The sequence below is a fragment of the Microbacterium pseudoresistens genome, assembly GCF_013409745.1.
Lineage (GTDB): Bacteria > Actinomycetota > Actinomycetes > Actinomycetales > Microbacteriaceae > Microbacterium > Microbacterium pseudoresistens.
Genome location: NZ_JACCBH010000001.1, coordinates 168501 through 191981, shown reverse-complemented (window position 1 = coordinate 191981; position 23481 = coordinate 168501). Strand labels below are relative to the sequence as shown.

Annotated in this window: 23 protein-coding genes; 13 read left to right on the top strand and 10 right to left on the bottom strand. The window is 69.4% G+C overall.

Annotated elements, in window-relative coordinates:
- Positions 1-28: 28 nt before the first annotated feature.
- Together BKA02_RS00955 and BKA02_RS00950 are read left to right on the top strand one after the other, a co-directional pair.
- A complete protein-coding gene (locus BKA02_RS00955; RefSeq protein ID WP_179430441.1) occupies positions 29-1039 on the top strand; it encodes a sugar phosphate isomerase/epimerase family protein in 1011 nt (336 codons plus the stop codon).
- The gene (locus BKA02_RS00950; protein ID WP_179430439.1) at positions 1036-2073 is read left to right on the top strand and encodes a zinc-dependent alcohol dehydrogenase; all 1038 of its coding nucleotides are present in this window, start codon (positions 1036-1038) and stop codon (positions 2071-2073) included. The genes BKA02_RS00955 and BKA02_RS00950 overlap by 4 nt, the downstream gene beginning before the upstream one ends.
- A gap of 69 nt (positions 2074-2142) precedes the next feature.
- Here BKA02_RS00950 and BKA02_RS00945 read toward each other — a convergent pair whose 3' ends face one another.
- Positions 2143-2880: a FadR/GntR family transcriptional regulator gene (locus BKA02_RS00945; protein WP_179430437.1), complete on the bottom strand. Its 738-nt coding sequence runs from the start codon at positions 2878-2880 to the stop codon at positions 2143-2145.
- Positions 2881-2903: 23 nt separating this feature from the next.
- Positions 2904-3698, bottom strand: a complete 795-nt coding sequence (locus BKA02_RS00940; RefSeq protein ID WP_179430435.1) for an SDR family NAD(P)-dependent oxidoreductase — start codon at positions 3696-3698, stop codon at positions 2904-2906.
- Positions 3699-3862: 164 nt separating this feature from the next.
- Between BKA02_RS00940 and BKA02_RS00935 the strand changes: the two genes are divergently transcribed.
- The 4 genes from BKA02_RS00935 to BKA02_RS00920 all read left to right on the top strand — a co-directional run bounded on the left by BKA02_RS00935 (position 3863) and on the right by BKA02_RS00920 (position 7641).
- Complete coding sequence (locus BKA02_RS00935; RefSeq protein WP_343045311.1) at positions 3863-5170, top strand: ABC transporter substrate-binding protein; 1308 nt, start codon at positions 3863-3865, stop codon at positions 5168-5170.
- 127 nt (positions 5171-5297) lie between these two features.
- Positions 5298-6227: a carbohydrate ABC transporter permease gene (locus tag BKA02_RS00930; protein ID WP_246285948.1), complete on the top strand. Its 930-nt coding sequence runs from the start codon at positions 5298-5300 to the stop codon at positions 6225-6227.
- Positions 6227-7096 (top strand): carbohydrate ABC transporter permease, encoded by an 870-nt coding sequence (locus BKA02_RS00925; protein ID WP_179430431.1) that lies wholly within the window; start codon positions 6227-6229, stop codon positions 7094-7096. Before BKA02_RS00930 ends, BKA02_RS00925 begins: the two co-directional genes overlap by 1 nt.
- An 8-nt stretch (positions 7097-7104) precedes the next feature.
- The gene (locus tag BKA02_RS00920) at positions 7105-7641 is read left to right on the top strand and encodes a gluconokinase (protein ID WP_343045310.1); all 537 of its coding nucleotides are present in this window, start codon (positions 7105-7107) and stop codon (positions 7639-7641) included.
- Positions 7642-7659: 18 nt separating this feature from the next.
- Here BKA02_RS00920 and BKA02_RS14460 read toward each other — a convergent pair whose 3' ends face one another.
- Entirely contained in the window at positions 7660-7785 is a 126-nt protein-coding gene (locus BKA02_RS14460; protein ID WP_281370255.1) for a hypothetical protein, read from the bottom strand.
- Positions 7786-7978: 193 nt separating this feature from the next.
- Between BKA02_RS14460 and BKA02_RS00915 the strand changes: the two genes are divergently transcribed.
- Complete coding sequence (locus BKA02_RS00915) at positions 7979-8605, top strand: 50S ribosomal protein L25/general stress protein Ctc (RefSeq protein WP_179430429.1); 627 nt, start codon at positions 7979-7981, stop codon at positions 8603-8605.
- Between the two features lie 74 nt (positions 8606-8679).
- Positions 8680-9264, top strand: coding sequence for an aminoacyl-tRNA hydrolase (gene pth / locus BKA02_RS00910; RefSeq protein WP_179430427.1), 585 nt, complete (start codon positions 8680-8682; stop codon positions 9262-9264).
- Positions 9265-9286: 22 nt separating this feature from the next.
- Here the strand turns inward: pth and BKA02_RS00905 are convergent, their stop codons facing one another.
- Positions 9287-9913, bottom strand: a complete 627-nt coding sequence (locus BKA02_RS00905) for a hypothetical protein (protein WP_179430425.1) — start codon at positions 9911-9913, stop codon at positions 9287-9289.
- Between the two features lie 60 nt (positions 9914-9973).
- Here BKA02_RS00905 and mfd point away from each other — a divergent pair, with 60 nt between their 5' ends.
- Together mfd and BKA02_RS00895 are read left to right on the top strand one after the other, a co-directional pair.
- Positions 9974-13576 (top strand): transcription-repair coupling factor, encoded by a 3603-nt coding sequence (mfd, locus tag BKA02_RS00900; RefSeq protein WP_179430423.1) that lies wholly within the window; start codon positions 9974-9976, stop codon positions 13574-13576.
- 119 nt (positions 13577-13695) lie between these two features.
- Positions 13696-14292 (top strand): gamma carbonic anhydrase family protein, encoded by a 597-nt coding sequence (locus BKA02_RS00895; protein ID WP_179430421.1) that lies wholly within the window; start codon positions 13696-13698, stop codon positions 14290-14292.
- Here the strand turns inward: BKA02_RS00895 and gdhA are convergent, their stop codons facing one another.
- Positions 14293-15630 carry an NADP-specific glutamate dehydrogenase gene (gene gdhA / locus BKA02_RS00890; RefSeq protein WP_218844629.1) on the bottom strand — a complete coding sequence of 446 codons (1338 nt, stop codon included), beginning with the start codon at positions 15628-15630 and terminating at the stop codon, positions 14293-14295.
- Between the two features lie 168 nt (positions 15631-15798).
- Positions 15799-18501 carry a phosphoenolpyruvate carboxylase gene (locus BKA02_RS00885; protein ID WP_179430417.1) on the bottom strand — a complete coding sequence of 901 codons (2703 nt, stop codon included), beginning with the start codon at positions 18499-18501 and terminating at the stop codon, positions 15799-15801.
- 75 nt (positions 18502-18576) lie between these two features.
- Between BKA02_RS00885 and nhaA the strand changes: the two genes are divergently transcribed.
- Both nhaA and BKA02_RS00875 read left to right on the top strand, forming a co-directional pair.
- Positions 18577-19746, top strand: coding sequence for a Na+/H+ antiporter NhaA (gene nhaA, locus BKA02_RS00880; protein ID WP_179430415.1), 1170 nt, complete (start codon positions 18577-18579; stop codon positions 19744-19746).
- 14 nt (positions 19747-19760) lie between these two features.
- Positions 19761-20423 carry a nucleoside triphosphate pyrophosphohydrolase gene (locus BKA02_RS00875; RefSeq protein ID WP_246285947.1) on the top strand — a complete coding sequence of 221 codons (663 nt, stop codon included), beginning with the start codon at positions 19761-19763 and terminating at the stop codon, positions 20421-20423.
- 16 nt (positions 20424-20439) lie between these two features.
- On the opposite strand, the gene BKA02_RS00870 is transcribed toward BKA02_RS00875, so the two are convergent.
- From BKA02_RS00870 to BKA02_RS00860, 3 genes are read right to left on the bottom strand one after another with little or no spacing between them, the layout of a single operon-like run.
- Positions 20440-20979, bottom strand: coding sequence for a GNAT family N-acetyltransferase (locus BKA02_RS00870; protein ID WP_179430411.1), 540 nt, complete (start codon positions 20977-20979; stop codon positions 20440-20442).
- Between the two features lie 18 nt (positions 20980-20997).
- The gene (locus BKA02_RS00865; RefSeq protein WP_179430409.1) at positions 20998-21327 is read right to left on the bottom strand and encodes a type II toxin-antitoxin system PemK/MazF family toxin; all 330 of its coding nucleotides are present in this window, start codon (positions 21325-21327) and stop codon (positions 20998-21000) included.
- An 8-nt stretch (positions 21328-21335) separates the two neighbouring features.
- The gene (locus BKA02_RS00860; protein WP_179430407.1) at positions 21336-21572 is read right to left on the bottom strand and encodes a hypothetical protein; all 237 of its coding nucleotides are present in this window, start codon (positions 21570-21572) and stop codon (positions 21336-21338) included.
- Between the two features lie 77 nt (positions 21573-21649).
- On the opposite strand from BKA02_RS00860, the gene hisS reads away from it, so the two are divergent.
- Positions 21650-22918: a histidine--tRNA ligase gene (gene hisS, locus BKA02_RS00855; RefSeq protein WP_218844626.1), complete on the top strand. Its 1269-nt coding sequence runs from the start codon at positions 21650-21652 to the stop codon at positions 22916-22918.
- 6 nt (positions 22919-22924) lie between these two features.
- Here hisS and BKA02_RS00850 read toward each other — a convergent pair whose 3' ends face one another.
- Positions 22925-23473 carry a VOC family protein gene (locus tag BKA02_RS00850; protein ID WP_179430403.1) on the bottom strand — a complete coding sequence of 183 codons (549 nt, stop codon included), beginning with the start codon at positions 23471-23473 and terminating at the stop codon, positions 22925-22927.
- Between the last annotated feature and the right edge of the window lie 8 nt (positions 23474-23481).

The window sequence follows — 23481 nt, the reverse complement described above, 5'->3', positions numbered from 1 at the left end:
CGTGAAGATCATCGACAAAGAGGTTGCAATGAGAATCAGCGTCTTCCCGAAGGGCGACCTGGCCGCCCTCAGCGACGCCCGCACCATGACCGTCTTCGAGTGGATCACCAAGGCGTCGACCCTGCCGGCAGACGGCCTCGAGCTCTACTCGGGCATGTTCTGGCGCACCGACGACGATCACCTGGATGCGATCGGGGAGGCCCTTGACGCCGAGGGGTTCGAGATGCCGATGCTCTGCACCTCGCCCGACTTCACGCACCCCGACGCCTCGGTGCGCGAATCCGAGTTCGATCGCCAGCTCGAGATGATGCGCATCACCCGCCGCCTGGGGGGAGCTGGGGCCAGCACGCGGGTGCTGTCGGGGCAGAAGCACCCCGGGGTCTCCCGCGAGCAGGGGGTCGCCTGGGTCGTCGACGCCTACGAGCGGCTGCTTCCCGTGGCCCGCGAGCTCGACATCACGCTCGGCATGGAGAACCACTACAAGGACGGCAGCTGGCAGCACGTCGAGTTCGCCCAGAAGGGCGATGTCTTCCGCGAGATCGTCGACGCGATCGAGGATCGGGTGCATTTCGGCGTGCAGTTCGATCCTTCCAACGCCATCACGGCGGGCATGGACTCGGCGGACTTCCTCGACGAGGTGATCGATCGCGTCGTCACGATGCAGGCATCCGATCGCTTCCTCGCCCCCGGGACCACCCTCGACGACCTCCGGCTCGCCGACGGCACGATCGGCTACTCGCCCGCGTTGCAGCACGGCGTGATCGGCAAGGGCATGAACGACTACCCGCGCATCTTCCGCGCGCTCGCCGACGTCGGCTACGACGGCTGGGTCAGCATCGAGGACGGCGTCAACGGGATGGACGAGATGCACGAGTCGGTTCTCTTCCTGCGCGAGGCGCGGGAAGTGTACTTCGGCGGATCCACCGCCGTCCGGGTCGCCACCCAGGAGGCGGCGCGCGCCGCGGCGGGGCTGGAGAGCCTCGCGCGACCCGATATCGAGGACGACGCGCTCGCGCGCGGACGGGAGATCGCACGATGAAGGCGTTGGTGAAGTACGGGCTCGAAGACGGAGCCGTCGAGATCCGAGAGGTCACCGAACCGCAGCTCGAGCCCGGAACCGTCCTGATCGCCACCCGGGCGGTCGGCGTCTGCGGATCCGACATCCACATGCTGCGCAACGGGCAGAGCTGGGAGATCGCCCTGCCGCTGGTGCTCGGCCATGAGACGGCGGGCGTCATCGCCGCCGTCGCCGATGACGTGAGCGGCTGGCAGCCCGGCGACCGGGTCGTCTGCGAGACGGCCGCCAAGATCTGCGGCGTGTGCGCCCTGTGCCGCACCGGCCGCTACAACCTCTGCCCCGAGCGCGAAGGGTACGGCGCGATCCGTGACGGCGCCTTCGGCGAGTTCCTCGTCGCCGAGCCGAGGGTGCTGCACCGCATCCCCGACAACGTGAGCTTCGAGCAGGCGGCCATGACAGAGCCGTTCGCGGTGGCGTACACCGCTGTCGTCGAGCGCGCCGACATCAAGCCCGGCGACGTCGTGGTCATCCAGGGCGCGGGCACGATCGGGCAGCTCGCCGCGCAGATGGCGCGACTGCGCGGAGCGGGCGAGATCGTCATGCTCGGCACCGGCATCGATGCGGCCAGGCTCGCGAAGGCGAAGGAGCTCGGTGTCGATCACGCGATCGACATCACGGCCCAGGACGCCACCGCGTTCGTGCGCAGCCTGGGCGACGGGCTCGGCGCGCACACGGTGATCGACGCCACCGGCGTGAGCATCGCCCTCAAGCAGGGGCTCGATATCGTGCGCCCTTACGGCACGATCGTCAAGGTCGGATGGGGACCGCAGCCGCTGAACTTCAGCCTTGACCCGCTCGTGGCCAAGGCCGTCACTCTCGCCGGTTCGTTCTCGCACACCTGGACGACGTGGGAGGCGGTGCTGTCGATGTTCTCCACGGGCCGCCTGGAGACCGAGAAGGTGCTCGGCGGGGTCTATCCGCTGGCGGACTGGCTCGAAGCATTCGAGGCGATGGAGTCGGGGCGCAACATCAAGAGCGTGATGGTCTTCGACTGATCTCGCTCGCGGACAGACCGGACGCGATGACGGCGGGCGGGCCTGCGCGGCCGCCCGCCGTCATCGCGTTCACGAGAACTCGTCGAGCGTGTCGGCGACGAGCAGCTTCGCCAGCCGCTCCGCCTCGGGCCCGTCGTGCGCGGCGATCGCCGCGGCGAGAGCGCTGTGCGTCTCGATCGACGTCTCGGTGATGTCGTGCATCCCCGGCCGGGTGTCCATGGCGCGGGCGTGCAGGGTGGCGCCGATGGTGTCGGACAGCTGGGCGATGACGGGATTCGCGGTTCCTTCGAGAAGAAGCCGGTGGAACTTCGCATCCGCGTCGAAGAACGCCCGGAGGTCGTGGCTCTCCTCGATCGCGGCCCGCATCCCGTCGGCGGCGGCGATGAGGCCCTCCGCCTGCTCGGGCGTGATGCGTTCGCTCGCGAAGCGCGCGGCAGCCTGCTCGAGCCCGAGACGCAGCTCGAGCAGCTCGCGCATCTGCTGGCGGTAGTCGAGCCCCTGCGATCGCCAGTACACGACGTGCGGGTTGAGCAGGTCCCACCTCTCTCTGGGCTGCACGCGCGTTCCCACCTGCGGGCGGGACTCGAGCAGGCCCATCGAGCTCAGCGAGCGCAGGCTCTCGCGCACGACGGAGCGCGAGACCCCGAAGCGCTCGGAGATCTGCTCGGCGAAGACGATGCTGTCGACGGGAAGGGTCCCGTCGATGATCTCCTGACCGAGGATCTCGAAGACGTGCGCGTAGAGTCCGCTGCCCACGCGGCTGCGGTGCTTCGCGCTCGGAGAACCCGAGGAGGTGAGATCGACCATGGTGTCCTTCAGACGTGGGGCGCTCAGAGCGCGCCGGCGTGCTCGTAGGCGAGACGCGGAACCTGAGTGGCGAGCTTGCCGCCGCTGATATCGATCAACGTACCGGTAATGTACCGAGCCTGGTCGGAGGCGAGGAAGCAGACGAGGTTCGCGATGTCGGCCTTCTCGCCCCAGCTGCGCAGCGTGAGGGTGTCCAGAAGTCGGTCCTGCTCGGCCTGGTCGCGCTCGGTGAAGTGGTTGAGCGTGGTGGGCACCATGCCGGGCGCATAGGCGTTGGCGGTGATGTTCCAGGGGCCCACCTCGCCGGCGAGGGCGCGGGTGAACTGGTTGACGGCCGACTTGGAGCCGGCGTAGGCGGCGGAGCCCACAATCGGCACGATCGCGGCGAACGATGCGGCGTTGATGATGCGTCCGCGGCGCTGGCGCTTCATGATCGGCAGCACGGCCTGGCAGGTGAGGTAGGTGCCCTTGACGTTGATGTCGAAGCAGAGGTCCCACACGTCCTCGCTCAGCTCGGAGACCAGGCCGTCGCCGCCGACGCCCGCGTTGTTGACGAGGATGTCGATGCGCCCGAAGCGGGCATCCACATCGGCGACGATCTCGCGGATGCGCGCGCCGTCGCGCACATCGCACACGTACTGCACGTGCTCGCCGCCGATCTCGGACAGCTCCTTGTCGAGGCTGGCGAGGTCGCCCTCGTTGATGTCGAGCGCGACGGTCGTCACGCCCTCGGCGGCGAGGGTCTTGACGATCTCGCGCCCGATCCCCTGCCCGACGCCCGTCACGATCGCGACCTGTCCGGTGAGAGTGATGTCCACAGTGAGCCTCCTTGCGTGTGAGCCGCGAGGCGCGGAACCGACACGTTACTGCTTCGTGACTATCGGCGCTTCGTGGTACTAGTATTATTTATAGGGGTTATTCGACCTTAACACAGCACGTCATCCACGGAGGATGAGATTCGTGCCCAATGAAGGGAGATGCAGTGAAGCATCGTTCGATTCGAGTCGCGACCACAGGTGTCGCGATCGCAGCGCTGACCACGGGCCTCCTCGCCGGATGCTCCTCCGCCGACTCCGGCGGTGGCGAGGGCGGCGAGCAGACTCTCCGGGTCACGCTCGCCAACCACGTGTGGACGGACATCGTCAAGGACAAGATCTCCGAGTTCGAGGAGGCGCACGAGGGGGTCACCGTCGAGGTGACGCAGCTGGGCGAGGACCAGCTGTCCGACCAGTACAACGTCAAGCTCAATGCGGGCACCGACGAGATCGACGTGATGATGTACCGCCCGCTGCAAGAGGGCAAACTCTTCGCGCAGAACGGCTATCTGGCCGACCTCAGCGACTATGTCACGCAGGACGCCGAGTGGGACTGGGACGACTTCCAGTCCGGCCCCGTTGAAGCCACGACCTTCGACGGCGCGGTCGTCGGCGTGCCCATCATCACCGAGCAGGAGGTGCTGTACTACCGCACCGACGTGCTCGAGAGCCTCGGCATCGCGGTTCCGTCCACGCTCGAGGAGCTCGAGGCGGCGTCCAAGCAGATCAAGGAGCAGGGCCAGATCGCCGGCTTCGTCGCCCGCACCGGCGTCTCGGCAGCGGTGACGCAGTTCTCCAGCTTCCTGTTCAGCGAGGGCGGCGACTTCGCCAACAAGGACTACACCAAGGCCACCATCGACTCGGATGAGGCCAAGGCCGCCTACGAGCTGTACGGCCGCCTGATCGGTCAGTACGGCCCCGACAACGTGTCGACCGACATGAGCTGGCCCGACGCCGCCGCGCTCTTCGCGCAGGGGCAGGTCGCCTTCTACACCGACGCGTCCAGCCTGTACCAGAACCTCGCCCTCGAGGAGAACTCGACGGTCTGGGACAAGGTCGGCTACGCGCCGTTCCCGTCGGGCAAGGCCGGGTCGGTGCCCTACAACGTTCCGTCGTGGGCGCTGGGCATCAACAACGACTCGAGCAAGAAGGATCTCTCCTTCGAGTTCGTGAAGTGGCTGACCAGCCCGGAGATGACCCTCGAGGTGCAGACCGCCGGCGTTCCCGCGGCTCGCGCGTCGGTGTGGTCCGACCCGCAGGGCACGGCGAGCTTCCCGGAACAGCTGGCCGAGGCGATCTCGATCGGTTCCGAGACCGGGTTCGGCTACGACCGTCCGCTCGTGATCAACGTCGCCGAGGCCCGCGAGATCGTGGGCGCGCCGATCGTGGAGGCGATCACCGGGGGCGACGTCGATGCGGCCATCGCCAAGGCGCAGGCCGACTTCCAGGCGTTCCTGGACGACGAGAACTCCTGACCCGCATCGCCGGTCGTGCGGCGCCCGCCGTCGCACGACCGGCGTGATCTCTTCTCGATTTCCGACTTTCCGACGCCGGCGGCGTGCACCTTCGCAGCGCCGCCGGCCACCACGACGAGAGACGACCATGACAACAATCACCGGATCCCGGAAGGGGAGGAGCAGCGCATCGCTGTCCGGGTGGGCCAATCGGCACCGCAAATGGGTGTTCGCGGCCCCCGCGATGGTATTCGTCGCGCTCCTCATCGCCTTCCCCCTCGGCTGGACGCTCTACCTGAGCCTCACCGACGCGTCGGGATCGATCCGCGCGCCGCACGACTTCATCGGGATGGCGAACTATCTCGATGTGCTCACCGACGTCGATCGTTTCTGGCCGGCCGTCGGGCGTACGGCGATCTTCACCGTCGGGGCGATGGTGATCGAGATGGTGCTCGGCATGGCGATCGCCCTGTTGCTGTGGCGACCGTTCCGCGGCCAGGGCCTCGTGCGCGTCATCATCCTTCTGCCGCTGGTGGCCACGCCGGTGGCCGTCGGCATGATGTGGCGGCTCATCTTCGAGCCGACCATCGGGTTCGCCAACCAGTTGCTCTCCTGGGTGGGGATCCCCGCGCAGCCGTGGCTCGCGGGCGAGGCGACGGCACTGCCGACATTGATCTTCGTGGACATCTGGCAGTGGACGCCGATGGTCGTGCTCATCCTGCTCGCGGGCCTCACCTCGCTCTCCGATGAGCCCGACGAGGCGGCCCGCGTCGACGGCGCCAACGCCTGGCAGCGGTTCTGGCATGTGACCTTCCCGCTGGTCATGCCTACCTTCATCACCGCGATCCTGCTGCGCGGGATCGATGCGCTGAAGACCTTCGACATCCTCTACGCCACGAAGGGCAAGGGCGGCGGATCGTTCCACGAGGTCGAGACCCTCAACGTCTACGCCTACGGTCTGAGCTTCGACTACAACAAGTACGGCGAGTCGTCGGCCGTGCTGGTGATCTTCTTCCTCATGATCATCGGCTGCATCTGGCTGCTCACCATTCGCAAGAAGAAGGCAGGCGATCGCTGATGGCCAAGACAGACACCTCGCTGCTGGTGACGACCTCGCCCGTCCAGCGCCGTCGCCCCCGCGGGCGCGGGTACAAGACCTTCCGCGTCATCATGCTCGTGCTCGTCGCGGTCACCTTCCTCGCGCCGATCCTGTGGATGCTCCTGGCCTCCTTCAAGACGAACGTCGACATCTACAACCCGGGCGCCGCCTTCGTCTTCAGCCCGACGACGAAGAACTACGACACGGTCTTCGGGCAAGCCGACTACATCCAGTTCATCTGGAACAGCTTCTTCGTCGCCGCCGTCGCCACGGTGCTCTCGCTTCTGCTCGCGGTGCCCGCGGCCTACTCGATGAGCCGTTTCGTGATGAAGAAGTCGGCCGTGCTCGTGCTGCTGGCCCGGGTCATCCCCGGCGTCAGCCTGCTCGTTCCGTGGTACTTCGTCTTCGCGAACATGCGGATCGTCGGCACCTACACGCCGCTCGTGCTCTCGCACATGTTCGTTTCGCTGCCGCTGATCCTCTACATCATGATGTCGTTCTTCGACTCCATGCCCGAAGACCTCGAGGAACAGGCACAGGTCGACGGGCTCACCCCGATCGGGGCGTTCCTCCGCATCACGCTGCCGCTGTCGGTGCCCGGCATCGCGACCTCGAGCATCCTGTCGTTCATCTTCTCGTGGAACAACTTCATGTTCGCCCTGGTGCTGTCCGGCGCGAGCACGAAGACGCTGCCCGTGGCGATCTTCGACTTCGTCGGATACGCGAGCATCGACTGGGGCGGGCTGATGGCCGCCGCCGTCGTCGTGACGATCCCGATCATGGTCATCGCGCTGTTCACCCAGAAGTACATCGTCTCCGGACTCACGGCGGGGGCGACGAAGGGGTGACGCAGCGAGTGCTCCATCCGCCCGTCGTCGTGATGGGCGTGCAGGGTTCTGGAAAATCGACGATCGCCGAACTGCTCGCCTCCCGCACCGGGGGGCGAGCGGTCGACGGGGATCGCCTTCATCCGGCGGACAACGTCGCGCGGATGGCGGCGGGCGTTCCGCTCTCGGATGCGGATCGTGAGCCGTGGCTGCGCACGATCGGCGACCTGCTCGATGCGCACCGCGGCGACAACATCGTCGTCGTGTGCTCGGCGCTGCGGCGCAACTATCGGGATCTGCTGCGCGACCGTGCGCCCGGCACGGTCTTCGTGCATCTCTCGGGGAGCTTCGAGCTCATCTCGGAGCGCGTCGACGCACGCACGCACGAGTACATGCCCCCGGCGCTGCTGCGCTCGCAGTTCGCATCGTTGGAGCCTCTCGAGCCGGATGAGGACGGCATCGTGATCGACGTCGCGGCCGCGCCTGTGCGGATCGTCGACGAGGCGGTCGCCTTCCTCGACGAGCACGCGCGCCGGGTGTCCGGCGGCGCCGCGTCGTCGCGGTAGGTCGGGCGCCGCGGCGGCTCAGTCCTTGCGGTAGCCGGAGCGTCCCATGACGCACAGCGCGCCGACGGTGAGCACCGATCCGGCGAGCGTCATGGCGCCGATGAACCAGAACAGGACATGGGAGAGGAAGGCCGCATCGAGCATGGCATCAGCCTATCGGCTGTTTCGGGTACGATAGAGGGGTTCCTCGGCGAGGGATGACGCGTGTGCGCCATCCGTGATCGACGCGGCGAAGCGGTCACCACGGTGACTGGCGTTCTCGTCCTCGTGTCCATCGCCGAGACGACAGAACCCCAGACCACCGCACGGCCACGTCGTGCGCCTGAAGGAGAACATCATGTCCCAAGACACCAAGGTCGCCGCGGAGCTCCGCACGAGCTTCGGCAAGGGCTTCGCCCGCCGCCTGCGCGCCGCCGGTCAGATTCCCGCCGTCATCTACGGCCACGGCACCGACCCGGTGCACGTCGCGCTGCCCGGCCACCAGGTCGGCCTGCTCATCCGTCGTGCCAACGCGCTGCTCGAGCTCGACATCGAGGGCAAATCGCAGCTGGCGCTGGTCAAGGACGTGCAGAAGGACCCGGTGCACCAGATCATCGAGCACATCGACCTCCTCGTCGTCAAGAAGGGCGAGAAGGTTCAGGTCGAGCTGCCCGTCGTCGTCGTGGGCGAGCCCTTCGCGGGAACCGTGGCCAACCTCGACGCCACGACCCTGACGGTCGAGGTCGAGGCCACGCACATCCCCGAGAACGTCGAGGTCGACGTCGAGGGCCTCGAGGACGGCGCGCACGTCGTCGCCGGCGACGTGAAGCTGCCCAAGGGCGCGACCCTGGTCGCCGACCCCGAGCTGCTCGTGGTCGCCGTCTACGTGCCGACCGTCGAGGTCGAGGAGACCGAGACCGACGAGGCCGAAGAGGGCGAAGAGGCGGCCGAGGCCGCCCCGGCCGCTGAGGAAGCCGCCGAGTAAGCACCGAGATGTCGGGAGCCCGTCGCCGCCTGTTCGGGTGGAGGCGGGCTCCGTCGTCGGAGGGGACGGATGCAGTGACCGACACGTGGCTCGTCGTGGGGCTGGGAAATCCCGGTCCGCGCTACGCGGCGACCCGGCACAATGTCGGCCAGCTCGTCGTCGACGAACTGGCGGCGCGGCGCGGTGAGTCCTTCCGCCAGCACAAGGCGGGCGCGAGCGTGGCAGAGACCCGGCTGCGCCCCGGCGGCGCGCGAATCGTGCTGGCCAAGCCGAACAGCTTCATGAACGTCTCGGGCACGCCGGTGGCGGCCCTGGCCCGCTTCTTCTCGGTGCCACCGGAGCGCGTGGTGCTCGTGCACGACGAGCTCGACATCCCGTTCGACACGATCAAGCTCAAGGTGGGCGGCGGGCACGGCGGGCACAACGGCATCCGCGATGTCGCGCGCACCCTGACCACGCCCGGCTTCCCCCGTGTGCGGGTGGGGATCGGGCGCCCTCCGGGGCGTCAGGATCCGGCCGACTGGGTGCTCTCGCCGTTCGGTGCGGCCGAACGTGCGAACCTGCCGATCCTGGTCTCGGATGCCGCCGACGCCGTCGAGCAGCTCATCGACGAGGGTCTCGTCGCCGCGCAGCAGCGGCACCACGCCCCGCGCGCCTGAGTGCCGGGGCCGGCGCGGCGGGTCAGGCCTGGAGTCCGGCGGCGCCGCTGGCCGCACCCGCGCCGAACAGGGTGACGGCGAGCACGACGAAGAGGATGGGGCCGAGGGCTGCGATCACGATCGCCGCGATCCCCGCGCCGCGCCCGCGCTTCTTCACGGCGGCGATGATGCCGAGCACGAGCCCCGTGATGCCGGCGATGGTGCCCGCCCAGAAGGCGATCTCGGCCCACAGCACGATGTCGCGCACGGGGGAGAGGAAGCGCAGCGACGACTCGTCGAACGCGGAGAGGTCGTTGGCGTTGACGATTCCGCGGCCGATCTCGAACGATGCCCAGCCTCCGAGCACGGTGCAGCCGACGCCCGCGATGACGGCCAGGACGAGGGCGATCACACCGAGCGTCGAGCCGCGCGGCTCAGCGGACGCCGGCAGCGGCGCCGCGTATCCCGCGGCCGGGCCTTGCAGAGCACCGGGCGGGGCCTGGTACGTCGGTGCGGGCTGAGAGCTCGGGGTCGCCTGGTAGCCGGGAGCCGGCGCGTACGTCGGCGCAGGGTACGAGGCCGGGTACGAGGGAGCGGGCGCCTGCGGAGACGGCGGCGCATACCCCGGCGGCGGCACGGGCGGAACGGACGGCTGCTGGAGATCGCTCACGCCCTTCATCCTACGGCGACGGTGCGAGCCGGCGTCGGCGCCCCCGCGTAGACTTCTGCGGTGACTCTGCAGGGGATACTCCGCGCCTTGGAACAGGACGCGCCGCGGTTCGGCGACGCGCTGACCTGGGCCCAGACCGACGCCGATCTGCTGGCGACGTCGGGGATGGATGCGCCGACTCTCGCCGCTCTTCTCACGCGCCGCGCTGCGGCGGGCCGACCGGCCGCGCTGCTCGTCGTGGTGCCGACCGGACGCCGCGCCGATGCGCTGGCCGCGGCCATGGCCTCGTACCTCGCCGAGGCGGAGGTGCTCACCTTCCCGGCGTGGGAGACGCTGCCGCACGAGCGGCTGAGCCCCAGCCCCGACACCGTCGGGCGGCGCCTGGACGTGCTGCGCCGGATGGCCCTGTGGAACGGCGAACGCCCCCTGATCGTCGTCGCCTCCGTGCGTGCCGCGCTGCAGCCGGTCGCCGCCGGGCTCGGCGAGGTCGAACCGCTCGTGCTGCGGGTCGGCGGGCGAGGGTTCGATCTCGACGGCGTCGCGGCCGACCTCGTCGAGCGGGCATACACCCGCGTCGACATGGTGTCGCGCCGCGGCGAGTTCGCCGTCCGCGGCGGCATCCTCGACGTCTTCCCGCCCACGGCCGAGCATCCGTCACGCGTGGAGTTCTTCGGCGACGAGGTCGACCAGATCCGTGCCTTCTCGGTTGCCGATCAGCGCTCACTGCCCGGCGAGGTCGCCGAGGTCTCCCTTCCGGCCAGCCGCGAGCTGCTGCTGACCCCCGCGGTGCGTGCGCGGGCCGCCGAGCTCGTCGACGCCTATCCGGGCATCGCGGGCATGCTGCAGAAGATGGCCGAGGGCATCCCGGTGGAGGGGATGGAGTCGATCCTGCCCGTCGTCGCCGGCCCCGTGGTGCCGCTGACCGACTGCCTGCCCGAAGGCGCGGCCGTCGCCCTCGTCGACCCCGAGCGCTCCTCGGCGCGCGCGGTGAGCCTGGGCGAGACCAACCGAGAGTTCCTCGACGCGGCGTGGAGCGCAGCGACCGCTGGCGCATCCGCCCCGATCGATCTGCAGCAGGGCGACTTCCTCGCGATCTCGGAGCTGCGCGAGGCCGTGCACGTCCGCGACGGCGTGTGGTGGCGCCTCAGCGCCTTCGACGCCGGCTCCGACGACGCGCTCGTCGAGCAGGGTGCCGATGGCGAGGCGGCTGCGGCCATCCCGTCGTTCCACGGCAACGTCGACGGCGCCGTCGACTTCGTCTCCTCCCGGGTCTCGGAGGGCTGGCGCGTCGTGCTCGTCGCTTCCGGATCGGGCCTGCTCGACCGCGCGCGAGACGTGCTGTCGGACCGGGGCATCGCCGCGCGGATCGTCGACGACCTCGAGTCCGCGCCGGATGCCGGGGTCGCCACGCTCGTGGTCGGCAGCATCGAGGGCGGATTCCAGATTCCGGATGCGCGCCTGGCCGTGCTCACCGAGAACGAGTTCTACGGGCGCACCATCGGCGGCGACCAGCGGGTCGTGAAGAAGCTGGCTTCGCGGCGCAAGAACGTCGTCGACCCCATGCAGCTCAAGCCCGGCGATCACGTCGTGCACTCCACGCACGGCATCGCGAGGTTCGTCGAGATGACTCAGCGCGAGGTCACCACCGGCGGCCGCAACGCCACGAAGACCACGCGCGACTACCTCGTGCTCGAATACGCGCCCTCCAAGCGCGGCTATCCCGGCGACAAGCTGTACGTGCCCACCGATCAGCTCGATCTGCTCTCGCGCTACGTGGGCGGCGAGGCGCCGACCCTGTCGAAGATGGGCGGCAGCGACTGGGCCGCGGCCAAGGGCAAGGCGCGCAAGGCCGTGCGCGACATCGCGGTCGAGCTCGTCAAGCTCTACTCGGCGCGCATGGCCGCCAAGGGATATGCGTTCGGCGCCGACACTCCGTGGCAGCGCGAGCTGGAAGAGGCGTTCCCGTTCGCCGAGACCCCCGATCAGCTGCAGACGATCGATGAGATCAAGGCCGACATGGAGCGCGCGATCCCCATGGACCGGCTGCTGTCTGGCGACGTGGGCTTCGGCAAGACCGAGGTGGCCGTGCGGGCGGCGTTCAAGGCGATCCAGGACGGCAAGCAGGTCGCCATGCTCGTGCCGACGACGCTGCTGGTCAAGCAGCACATGGAGACCTTCGCCGAGCGCTTCGCCGGCTTCCCCGTCAAGGTGCGCCCGCTCTCGCGCTTCCAGACCGACAAGGAGGCGCGACAGGTCGTCGAGGGATTGCTGGACGGCTCGATCGACATGGTCATCGGCACGCATCGCATCCTCACCGAGCGGGTGCGCTTCAAAGACCTCGGGCTCATGATCATCGACGAGGAGCAGCGCTTCGGCGTCGAGCACAAGGATGCGCTGAAGAAGCTGAAGACCAACGTCGACATCCTCGCGATGAGCGCCACCCCCATCCCGCGCACGCTGGAGATGGCGGTCACCGGCATCCGCGAGATGTCGACCCTGGCGACGCCGCCCGAGGACCGCCACCCGATCCTTTCGTTCGTGGGGGCCAAGAGCGACAAGCAGGTGGCCGCGGCGATCCGGCGCGAGATCCTCCGCGAAGGTCAGGTGTTCTATGTGCACAATCGTGTGAAGTCGATCCAGCGCGTCGCCGCGGAGCTCGCCGAGCTCGTGCCGGAGGCGCGGATCGCCGTCGCGCACGGGCAGATGGGCGAGAACCAGCTGGAGCAGGTCGTCGACGACTTCTGGGAGCGCAAGTTCGACGTGCTCGTCTCGACGACCATCATCGAGACCGGGCTCGACATCTCCAACGCCAACACGATCATCATCGACCGTGCCGATCGGTACGGCCTGTCGCAGCTGCACCAGTTGCGCGGACGCGTGGGGCGCGGGCGCGAGCGCGCCTACGCGTACTTCCTCTACGACGATGCCAAGCCCCTGTCCGAGACCGCCGCCGACCGTTTGCAGACCATCGCGGTGAACAACGATCTCGGATCGGGCATGCAGGTGGCGTTGAAGGATCTCGAGCTGCGCGGTGCGGGGAACCTCCTCGGGGCCGAGCAGGCCGGACACATCGCCGGGGTCGGGTTCGACCTGTACCTGCGGATGATCGGTGAAGCCGTGGCGACCTTCCGCGGCGAGGCGACCGAGACGGGCGCGGAACTGCGGCTGGAGTTGCCCATCGACGCGCGCATCCCGGATTTCTACATCGACAGCGAGCGCCTGCGTCTGGAGGCATACCAGAAGCTCTCGTCCGCGGCGACGGCGACCGCGGCCGACGATGCTATCGATCTCGTCGTGGAGGAGCTGATCGACCGGTACGGGGAGCTTCCCGAGGAGGTGGAGGGTCTCGTCTCCATCGCACGTCTGCGGCGGCGCGCGGCGAAGGCGGGGCTCACCGACGTCGTCGCGATGGGGTCGAACCTGCGCGTGGCGCCTGCGCGCCTGGCGGAGTCGATGCAGGTGCGCCTGAAGCGGTTGTATCCGAAGGCGAAGCTCATCGGCGGGGGAGAGGCGCTGGTCGTGCCGATGCCGACGCAGTCCGTCGATCTCGGCGTGGGCGTGGAGCCGGTGGACGACGCGGCGCTGCTGGAATGGGTCGGTCAGCTGTTCACGGCGCTGTTCCCGGCCTCGGCGGCCGCTCCGGCGGACCCGGTCACGTCCTGAGGTCCGTCCGAGAACAGGCGAACGCCCGGCATCAGGCATTCTGCTGCGCCAGGCGCCTGTTCTCGGGCGTTCGCATGTTCTCGGGCGAGCGGTGATGCCTGCGGGGCTACGCTGGCGGCATGATCTACGAGCACCTCGGGGCTCGGCCCCGCATCGACGACACCGCTGTCATCGCCCCCTCCGCCGTCGTCTCCGGAGACGTCGAGATCGGGCCGGGCTGCCAGGTGCTGCACGGCGCCGTCATCACGGCGGAGGGCGGGCCGATCACCGTCGGCGAGAACGTCATCGTCATGGAGAACGCGATCGTGCGCGCGAGCGCCGCCAACCCTGTGCACATCGGCGACCATGTGCTCATCGGTCCTGGCGCCACCGTGTCGGGGGCGACGGTGGGCGATGAGGTGTTCCTCGCCACGGGCACGCGCGTGTTCAACGGCGCGCAGATCGGCGCCCGCGCCGAGGTGCGGATCAACGGCGTCGTGCACCTGCGTACGATCCTTCCCGAGGACGCGGTGGTGCCGATCGGCTGGGTGGCGGTCGGGGAGCCGCTGCGGATCCTGCCCCCCGAGCGGCACGAGGAGATCGAGGCCGCACAGCGCGAGCTCGACTTCCCCGGCTACGTGTTCGGCGTCGACCGCGACACCCCGGATGTGATGGTGCAGCTCACCGAGCGCTACGGGCGATCACTGGCCCGCCACGCCCACGACCGTGAGGTCTGATCAGATGGCGCCCTGGGCGACCATCGCCGTGGCGACGCGCTCGAAGCCGGCGATGTTCGCGCCCGCGACATAGTCTCCGGCGACGTCGTAGCGCTCCGCCGCCTGGAAGGCGGCGTCGTGGATGTCGGCCATGATCTCGCGCAGCTTGTTCTCACTGTCGCCGAAGGTCCAGCGCTGACGCGAGGCGTTCTGGCTCATCTCCAGTGCCGAGGTGGCGACACCGCCGGCGTTGGCGGCCTTGCCGGGGGCGAAGAGCACGCCCGCCTTCTGGAACGCCGCTGCCGCATCCGGGAGGCACGGCATGTTGGCGCCCTCGGAGACCGCGCGCACGCCGTTGGCGATGAGCGCCTCTGCGTCGTCGATGCTCAGCTCGTTCTGGGTGGCGGAGGGCACGGCGATGTCGCCGGGGACCTCCCACACCCGCCCGCCCTCGACGAAGCGCGCACCGGGGCGACGGTTCGCGTACTCGACGATGCGCGCCCGCTCGACCTCCTTGATCTGGCGGAGCAGGGCCACATCGATCCCGGCGTCGTCGACGACGTAGCCGGAGGAGTCGGAGGCGGTCACGGCGGTGGCGCCCAGCTGCTGGGCCTTTTCGATCGCGTAGATCGCCACGTTGCCGGAGCCGGAGACGACCACGCGCTTGCCGTCGAGCGACTCGTTGTGCACGGCCAGCATCTCCTGTGCGAAGAACACCGCGCCGTAGCCGGTCGCCTCGGTGCGCACCTCTGCGCCGCCCCAGCCGGTGCCCTTTCCGGTGAACATGCCCGACTCGTGACGGTTGGTGATCTTGCGGTACATCCCGAAGAGGTAGCCGATCTCGCGGCCGCCGACGCCGATGTCGCCCGCGGGGACGTCGGTGTGCTCGCCCAGGTGGCGGTACAGCTCGCTCATGAACGACTGGCAGAAGCGCATGACCTCGGCCTCGCTCTTGCCGTGCGGGTCGAAGTCGCTTCCGCCCTTGGCGCCGCCGATGCCCTGACCGGTGAGCGCGTTCTTGAAGATCTGCTCGAAGCCGAGGAACTTGATGATCGAGAGGTTCACCGAGGGATGGAAGCGCAGCCCGCCCTTGTACGGGCCGAGCACGGAGGAGAACTGGATGCGGTATCCGCGGTTGACCTGCAGCTTGCCGGAGTCGTCCGCCCATGGCACCCGGAACATGATCTGGCGCTCGGGCTCGACGAGCCGCTCCAGCACACCCAGGTCGCAGTACTCGGGATGCTGCTCGATCACAGGAGAGATCGAGTGCAGCACTTCGTGCACGGCCTGGTGGAACTCCGGTTCGTGAGGGCTGCGCGCCTGGACCGCGTCGAAGGCGGGCTGCACGGCGGTGGCCAGGGGGTGGAACTCGGAAGAGACTGCGGTGGTCTGAAGCACGCGGGGGAAGGCTTTCTTGACGACGATTCGAAAGGCGCGGTCGTGTCGCGCACGGGGAGAAGGCCGGATTGGGCCTTTTTCACTGTAGCGCGCTCGTGGCTCACCGCCGAACGGCGCGTGAGTGCCGGATCACCCGGTGTTCTGCAGGCCGGCGGCCACACCGCTCACCGAGAGCAGCAGCAGACGCTGCAGATCGGGATCCTGCGGGGTCCCCTCCTCGGCATCGCGCAGGGCGCGCAGGGCCCGCAGCTGCAGCAGCGACAGCGCGTCGACATACGGGCTGCGCAGCGTCACCGCGCGCTGCAGCACGGGCTTGTTCTCCAGCAGCGCGTCGCCGCCGGTGAGCCGGATCACCCACGACCGGGTGAGCTCCAGCTCGTCGAGCACGAGTTCGGCAAGATCCGGCCGGTCGCCCAGGGCGAGGTAGCGGCGGGCGATGCGCGGATCGGTCTTGGCCAGGCTCATCGCGACGTTGTCGACCATGGTGCGCAGCAGCGGCCAGTCCCGGTAGGCGGTGCGCAGCAGCTCTTCGTCGCCCACGGCGTCCAGTGCGGTGCCGAGGCCGAACCATCCGGCGAGGTTGATCCGCGCCTGGGTCCAGGCGAACACCCACGGGATCGCTCGCAGGTCGTCGAGTGATTCGACCGACAGGCCGCGGCGGGCCGGGCGAGAGCCCAGGGCCAGCAGTCCGATCTCCTCCATCGGGGTCACCGTCGCGAACCACGGGGCGAACCCCTCGGCCTTCACGAGTGAGAAGAAGCGCTCGCGGGATGCGGCATCCATCGTCGAGGCGACGTCGGCGAAGCGCTCGGCGGCGTCGCTGGTGCGGCGCTCGACCTCAGGGGAGGAGGCGAGCAGGGTCGCAGCGGCCACCTGGTCGATGTGGCGCATCGCGATGGCGGGCTCGCCGTAGCGTGCGAAGATCACCTCGCCCTGCTCGGTGAGCTTGAAGCGTCCGTCGACCGAGTGCGGCGGCTGGGCGAGGATGGCGGAGTTCGCCGGCCCGCCGCCGCGGCCGAGCGCGCCGCCGCGGCCGTGGAACAGCGTGAGCTCGATGCCCTGCTCCTTCGCCCATCGGCCGATCTCGGCCTGCGCCTCGTAGAGAGCCAGGTTCGCCGCGACCGGTCCGACGTCCTTCGAGGAGTCGGAGTACCCGAGCATGACCTCCAGGCGCCTGCCGGTCTGCTCCAGCCGGGCGGCGACCTCGGGATGGGTGACGACCTCGGCGAGGATGCCAGGGGCGGACTGCAGGTCGGCGAAGGTCTCGAACAAGGGGACGACGTCGAGCACGGGCACGTCGTCGCCGCAGGCGTACCGGGCGAGTCGGTGCACGTTCGCGAGATCGTCGGCCGACTGCGTGAACGACACGACATAGCGCCCGGCGGCGCGCAGCCCGTAGGCGTGCTGGATGTCGCGCACGGCGCGGAACACCTCGAGCACCTCCGCGGTCACCTCGCTCAGGCCCTCGCCGACGGTCGCTCCGTCGTGGCCCTTCTCGGTGCCGTCGAGCTCTGCGAGGGCGCGGCGGTGCACCTCGGAGTGCTGGCGCACCTCGAGTTCGGCGAGGTGGAATCCGTACGTCTCGACCTGCCAGATGAGGTGCTGCACGCCGCCGAAGGCGTGACGCACGGCCCCCGCGGCACGCAACGAGTCCTGCACGGCGCGCAGATCCGCCAGCAGCTCTTCGGGGGCCGCGTATCCGCGCGACGCGTCGCCGTCGCGGGTAGCCGCGATCCGGTCGGCCATGAGCAGAAGCACGCGGCGGTGCGGTTCGGCAGGAGACCGCTTGGCGACCGCTGCGGCGGCCCCGGGATCGGCGGCGCTCAGCCGCTCCCACAGCGCCGTGACCTCGCTCGAGGCGGGGGTGTCCTCGACGTCGAGGGTGAGCGTGCGCCCGATGCGGGCCACAGCGCGCTCCAGGCCGCGCAGCACGTGCTCGGCGGCGATCGCGGCGGCCTCGCGGGTGACGGCGGCGGTGACGAAGGGGTTGCCGTCGCGGTCGCCGCCCACCCACGAGCCGATCCGCACGAAGGCCGGGGTCAGCGGCGCCGATCCGCCGGAGGCGTCGCCGAGCAGGGCGTCATCGATCCGGCGGTACACGTGCGGCACCGTCGTGAACAGCGTCTCGTCGAACACGCTCATCACCGTGCGCACCTCGTCCGTGGGCGCGGGCTTCTCGGCGCGCAGCGGGGCGGTGCGCCACAGCGTCGAGATCTCCTCCAGCATCCGGCGCCGGGTGCGATGCTGCTCGGCACCGCCGTCGCTGGCGGCATCGTGCTCGGCGAGAAGACCTGCCAGACGGCGGATGCTCGACGACACCGCGCGCCGCCGCGCCTCGGTGGGATGCGCCGTGAACACGGGGTGGAAGCGCAGCGCGGTCAGTCGGCGTCGCGCCTCGTCGTCGCCGACCTCATCGCGCAGGTGTGCGAATGCGCCGGCCACCGTGTCGACGGCCTCGCGCTGGTCGGGCGTGCCGTTGCGCTCGCGCAGGACGCGCACGCGCTGGTGCTCTTCGGCGAGGTTCACGAGGTGGAAGTATGCGGTGAAGGCGCGGGCGACCTCGTCGGCCCGGCGTACCGTGAACGACTCGGCGATCTCGATGGCGCGCGGGAACGCTCCGCCCTCCGCATCCGTGTACGCCTGGATCGTCGCCAGGCGCAGCCGCTCGACGTCGTCGAAGAGGTCGTCTCCGCCGGATTCACGCAGAACCTGGCCGAGCAGGGCGCCTAGCATGCGCACATCGGCGCGCATGTCGTCGGGAATGCCATCGCTCGCCTCGAAGCGGCTGATGACACGGATGGCTTCGGTGGGTGTGGGTTCGGGAGACGTCACCGTTCGAGCGTAGCCCGCGGTGAGTCGGCGTCCTGCCGCGTTGCACCGGACGACGGCGGCAATACGATGAGACGGATGCGCATCTCGTCGAACCCGCTGCGAGGCCAGCAGTTCCCCGCCCTGCTGCTGCTCCTGGCGGCAGCGCTGGGCCTGCTGCTGGCCAACATGCCCGTACACGATCCCATCGCCGAGGTGCTGCACGCGCACATCGCGATCCCCGGCACCGCATTGGATCTGTCGGTGGCGCACTGGGTCTCCGACGGCCTTCTCGCGCTCTTCTTCCTCGTGGTCGCGATCGAACTGCGCCACGAGCTGACCCACGGCGAGCTCGACAGCTTCGGCAAGGCCGTGCAGCCCGCGATCGCGGCGACCGGCGGAGTGCTCGTGCCGATCATCGTCTATCTGCTCGTCGCGGGGCGCTCGGCCGATACGGCGGTCGGCTGGCCGGTGCCCACCGCGACCGACATCGCCTTCGCCCTCGGTGTGCTGGCGATGTTCGGCAAGGGGCTTCCCGCCGCGGTGCGCGTGTTCCTCCTGGCGCTCGCCATTCTCGACGACATCGTCGGCATCGTCTTCATCGCGGTGCTGTTCGCCCACGACCTGCGCGTGCTGCCGCTCGTGCTCGCCCTCGTGGCCGTGATCGTGTTCTGGCTGCTCAGCCGGTGGCTGCACGCGTCGGGGCATGCCGGGATCGCCGTCGCCATGGGGGTCGTCGGCGTCGTGTGCTGGGGCCTGGTCGCGGTGTCGGGGGTGCACGCGACGATCGCCGGCGTGTTGCTCGGGCTGGTCATGTCGCCCGTGCCGGCCGGGCGGGTGCGGCACGGCCTCGAACCGGCGGTGAACGGACTCGTGCTGCCGATCTTCGCCTTCGTCGCGGCCTTCGTGGTGATCCCCTCGCTGTCTCCCTCCGAGCTCTCGCCCGCGTTCTGGGGCATCGTCATCGCCCTGCCGGTGGGCAAGATCGTGGGCATCTCGGTGTTCGGCTGGCTCGCGATGCGCATCCGTCCGCGCGGCAGCGCCCCGGCGATGCCGTTCGCCGACCTGCTCGCCGCCGGTGCGCTGGGCGGCATCGGCTTCACGGTGTCGTTGCTGCTGGCCAACCTCGCCTTCGCCGCCGATCCGCTCGTGCGCGACGAGGCCATCCTCGGCGTGCTCGTGGGCTCGCTGGTTTCGCTCGTGATCGCGGCGGCGGTGGTGTCGCTGCGGGCGCGCTGGTACCGCACTCTCGCTGCGGCGAGCGAATGAGCGCGGCGGAGACGATGAGCGGATCGGATGACGCGTTGCGCGCGGCGGCGGAGACGATGGGCCGGGTGCGGGAGGAGTGCCCCTGGTCGCAGCGCATCACGCATCGGGACCTCGTGCCGTACCTCGTCGAGGAGTCGCATGAGGTGATCGACGCCGTCGAGACCGGCGACCGTGCGGAGCTGCGGGAGGAACTGGGCGACCTGCTCTGGCAGGTGCTGTTCCACGCCGCGATCGCCGCGCAGGATGCCGACGAGCCGTTCGACATCGACGACGTCGCGCGGGGGCTCACCGAGAAGATGGTGCGCCGGCATCCGCACGTCTTCGGTGATGCCGTGGCACGCACGCCGGACGAGGTGCTCGTGCACTGGAACGCGGCGAAGGCGGCGGAGAAGCGAGAGCGCCGCAGCGTGCTCGACGGCGTTCCCCGGAGCATGCCCGCTCTAGCCCTCGCGCAGAAGCTCCTCGGTCGCGCCGCCCCCGTCCTCGGCGATGCTCCGGCTGCCCCGCGAACCGACGGTGAGTCGAAACGAGGTGAGCCGATCTCCGAAGCCGAGCTCGGCGACGCCCTCCTCGCCCTGGTCGCCCAGGCCCGCGCACACGGCTGGGACGCTGAGCGCGCCCTGCGCGAGCGCCTCCGCGGCCTGGAGGACGACGTCCGCGCCGCCGAGGGCTGCTGACCCGAGGCGCAGACAGTCAGGAGCGCCCTGTGGCCACCCAGTAGCGACGCTTCCCGCCGCGAGAGTCCTCGTAGATCCCGCCGTTGGCGAGAATCGTGCGCGCCGAGGCTATGTTGTCCTCGTCGCAGGTGATGAGCACGCGCTCGATCCCCAGGGCGGATGCTTCGCCGAGAGCATCGCGCAGTGCCCTCGCAGCGTGCCCTTCGCGCCGCCGGGAGGGGCGGATCGAGTATCCGATGTGTCCGCCGTACTCCCTCAAGAACTCGTTCAAGGAGCGCCGCAGGGCGAGGAATCCGACCCACGCTCCGGCATCATCCACGATCCAGAACGACGAGCTGTGGACCCTTCCGGGCAGGAGCGGCACGGAGTCGTCGGCCTCTTCCTCGAGCATCGTCAGCCACTCGGCGTATCCGTCCTCGGTGAGCGCGGGGGTGCGTGGCTCACGGTTACCGTGGAAGCCGGATCCTGCAAGCTCAGGAGAATCCGGGCCGCCGTACTCCTCGATGAGTTCGACCCACTCGTCGAAGCGATCGGGGGTGGGCAGGATCAGCGGCATTCGTCCATTGTTCCGCGCTCAGAGGTCGAGGAATCGCCGTATCCAGTGCTGGATGCGTTGCATCGCGAGTTCGTCGACCACATCCAGATGCTCGTGCAGGCGTTCCCGGGAGACGAGGCGGAGCTGCTCCGTCATCGCCCATGACGGCCCGGGGAGTTCGAGGAGCGGGACGTGATTGGGCCATCCGCGCCCGCGTGAGGTGACAGGGACGATGAGTGCCAGCGAGTCGACAAGCGTCAGGAACTCATTGCCTGCGACGATGACGGCGGGTCGTCGTCCTTGCTGTTCGCGACCGATCGTCGCATCGGGCGACATCCAGACGATGTCACCCGAGTTCAGCTTCGCCATCGCCGCACTCAATCCGTGACCGGTGCCGAGACGGCATCCCACCAGGCCGTCTCCTCGCGGTAGTCGGCCCAGTCGTCGGGCGTCATGCGGGACATCGCTTCGCGCAATGCCGCGAAGTCGCGTTCCCTGCCGTGCTGTCCGACCAGATGCTCCAGTTGCTCGCCCATCGTCCGGTGCTCGGCTTTCGCCTGCTCTTTCAGCCGGTCTCGCAGCTCGGTCGAGACCTTGATGGTCGTCATGGTCATACTTTGAGTATACCGAAAGGGATACCGATCAGACCTGGGAAGATGGATGCGTGGCAACCGTGAATCCGCCGCGTGGAATGCGCGACTTCCTCCCCGCTGACAAGGCCCGTCGCGAGCGCGTGCTCGCCGTCATCCGCGAGCGCTACCGCGCCCACGGCTTCGACGAGATCGAGACGCCCGTCGTGGAGGAGTACGGGCGGCTGCACGCGGGGATCGGCGGCGACAACGAGAAGCTCTCGTACAATCTGCTGCGCCGCGGACTGGACGCCGAGGCGATCCGTGCGGGTGCCGACGACCCGGCGGCGCTCAGCGACCTCGGCCTGCGCTACGACCTCACGGTGCCGCTCGCCCGCTTCTACGCGAGCAACCGCGGGCAGCTGCCCGGGGTGTTCCGTTCGATCCAGATCGGACCCGTGTGGCGTGCCGAGCGCCCGCAGAAGGGCCGGTACCGGCAGTTCGTGCAGTGCGACATCGACATCATCGGCGACGACTCGGCCCGCGCCGAGGCCGAGCTCATCGTCGCCTCGCTCGACACGGTCGACGCCCTGGGTCTGGAGGGCGGCACGGTGCGTGTGAACGACCGCCGCGCGCTGGAGTGGATGCTCGACTCCTTCGGTTTCGGCGATGACGAGCGCCCTGGTGTGCTCATCACGATCGACAAGCTCGACAAGCTCGGCCCCGACGGGATCGTCGCCGAGCTTCGCGAGCGCGGCGCGACGTCGACGGCCGTCGACGCGTTCGAGATGTTCCTGCGCCGCCCGCAGACGACCATCTACCACCCGTACGGCGAGGCGCAGATCCGCCGCGCGCTGCCCGAGGGGGCTCCCGACGAGATCGTCGCGCACCTGGTGGGACTCGGCGAGGCCGTGGCCGCGGCGCGACCCGCGGCGGAGGGCATCGATCCGGTTCCGCTGGCCTTCGACCCGTTCCTCGTGCGCGGCATGGGCTACTACACGGGCACCATCTTCGAGCTCGCCCACCCGTCGGTCGGGTACTCACTGGGCGGGGGCGGCCGCTACGACGGCATGATCGGGCGGTTCCTCGGGCAGCAGGTGCCCGCCGTCGGCTTCTCGATCGGATTCGAGCGGATCGTGGACCTCGTCGCCGAGCGTGAGGATGCGGGTGCCGCCGCCGTCGTCCTCGTGCACGATGCCGATGTGCCCACGCCCGAGCTGCTCGCGCACAAGGCGGCTCTCATCGCCGACGGTGCGCGCGTGCGCGTGGAGAAGCGGCCGAAGAACCTCAAGACGCTGCTGGAGCGCGCCGCCGCCGACGGCTACACGGCGTTCGCCGCAGTCCGCGCGGGAGACGATCCGAGCGCGATCGAGGTCAAGCCGCTCGGGTGAGGTGGATCAGCCGGCGTCGGTCGGTGAGGCGGTGAACGACGCGGCCCACTCGGCGACACGGGCGGCGCTCTCCTCGTCGGAGAGGTCCTCGACGCGCGTCATGATCGACCAGCGCACGCCGAAGGGATCGCGGATGCTGGCGTAGCGGTCGCCGGAGACGAAGTCCGACGGCGCCTCGCGCACGGTCGCCCCGGCCGCCTCGGCGCGCGCGACCACGGCATCCGTGTCGGGGACGTAGAGGCCCAGCGAGTAGCAGTCGTCCTCGCCGTCGGGAGCGGCGACGAGGTGGAAATCGCCGCTCGGCTCGCCGAGCTGGAGGCGTCCCATCCCGAAGTCGAGGTCGGCGTGCGAGACGACGCCGCCGAACTCGGTGACATCGACGACCCGGGCACCGAAGACGTCGCGGTAGAAGCCGATGGCGCCTCGCGCGTCGCGAACCGCGAGGAAGGGCGTCAGCGAGGTCGCCGAATGCGGGCGTCCGTCGGTCGTATGGGTCCCGGTCGCTCCGGTGGGGGTGGTGTTCTGCGTGTCTGTGTTCTGCGTGTCTGTAGTCATGCCTTCAC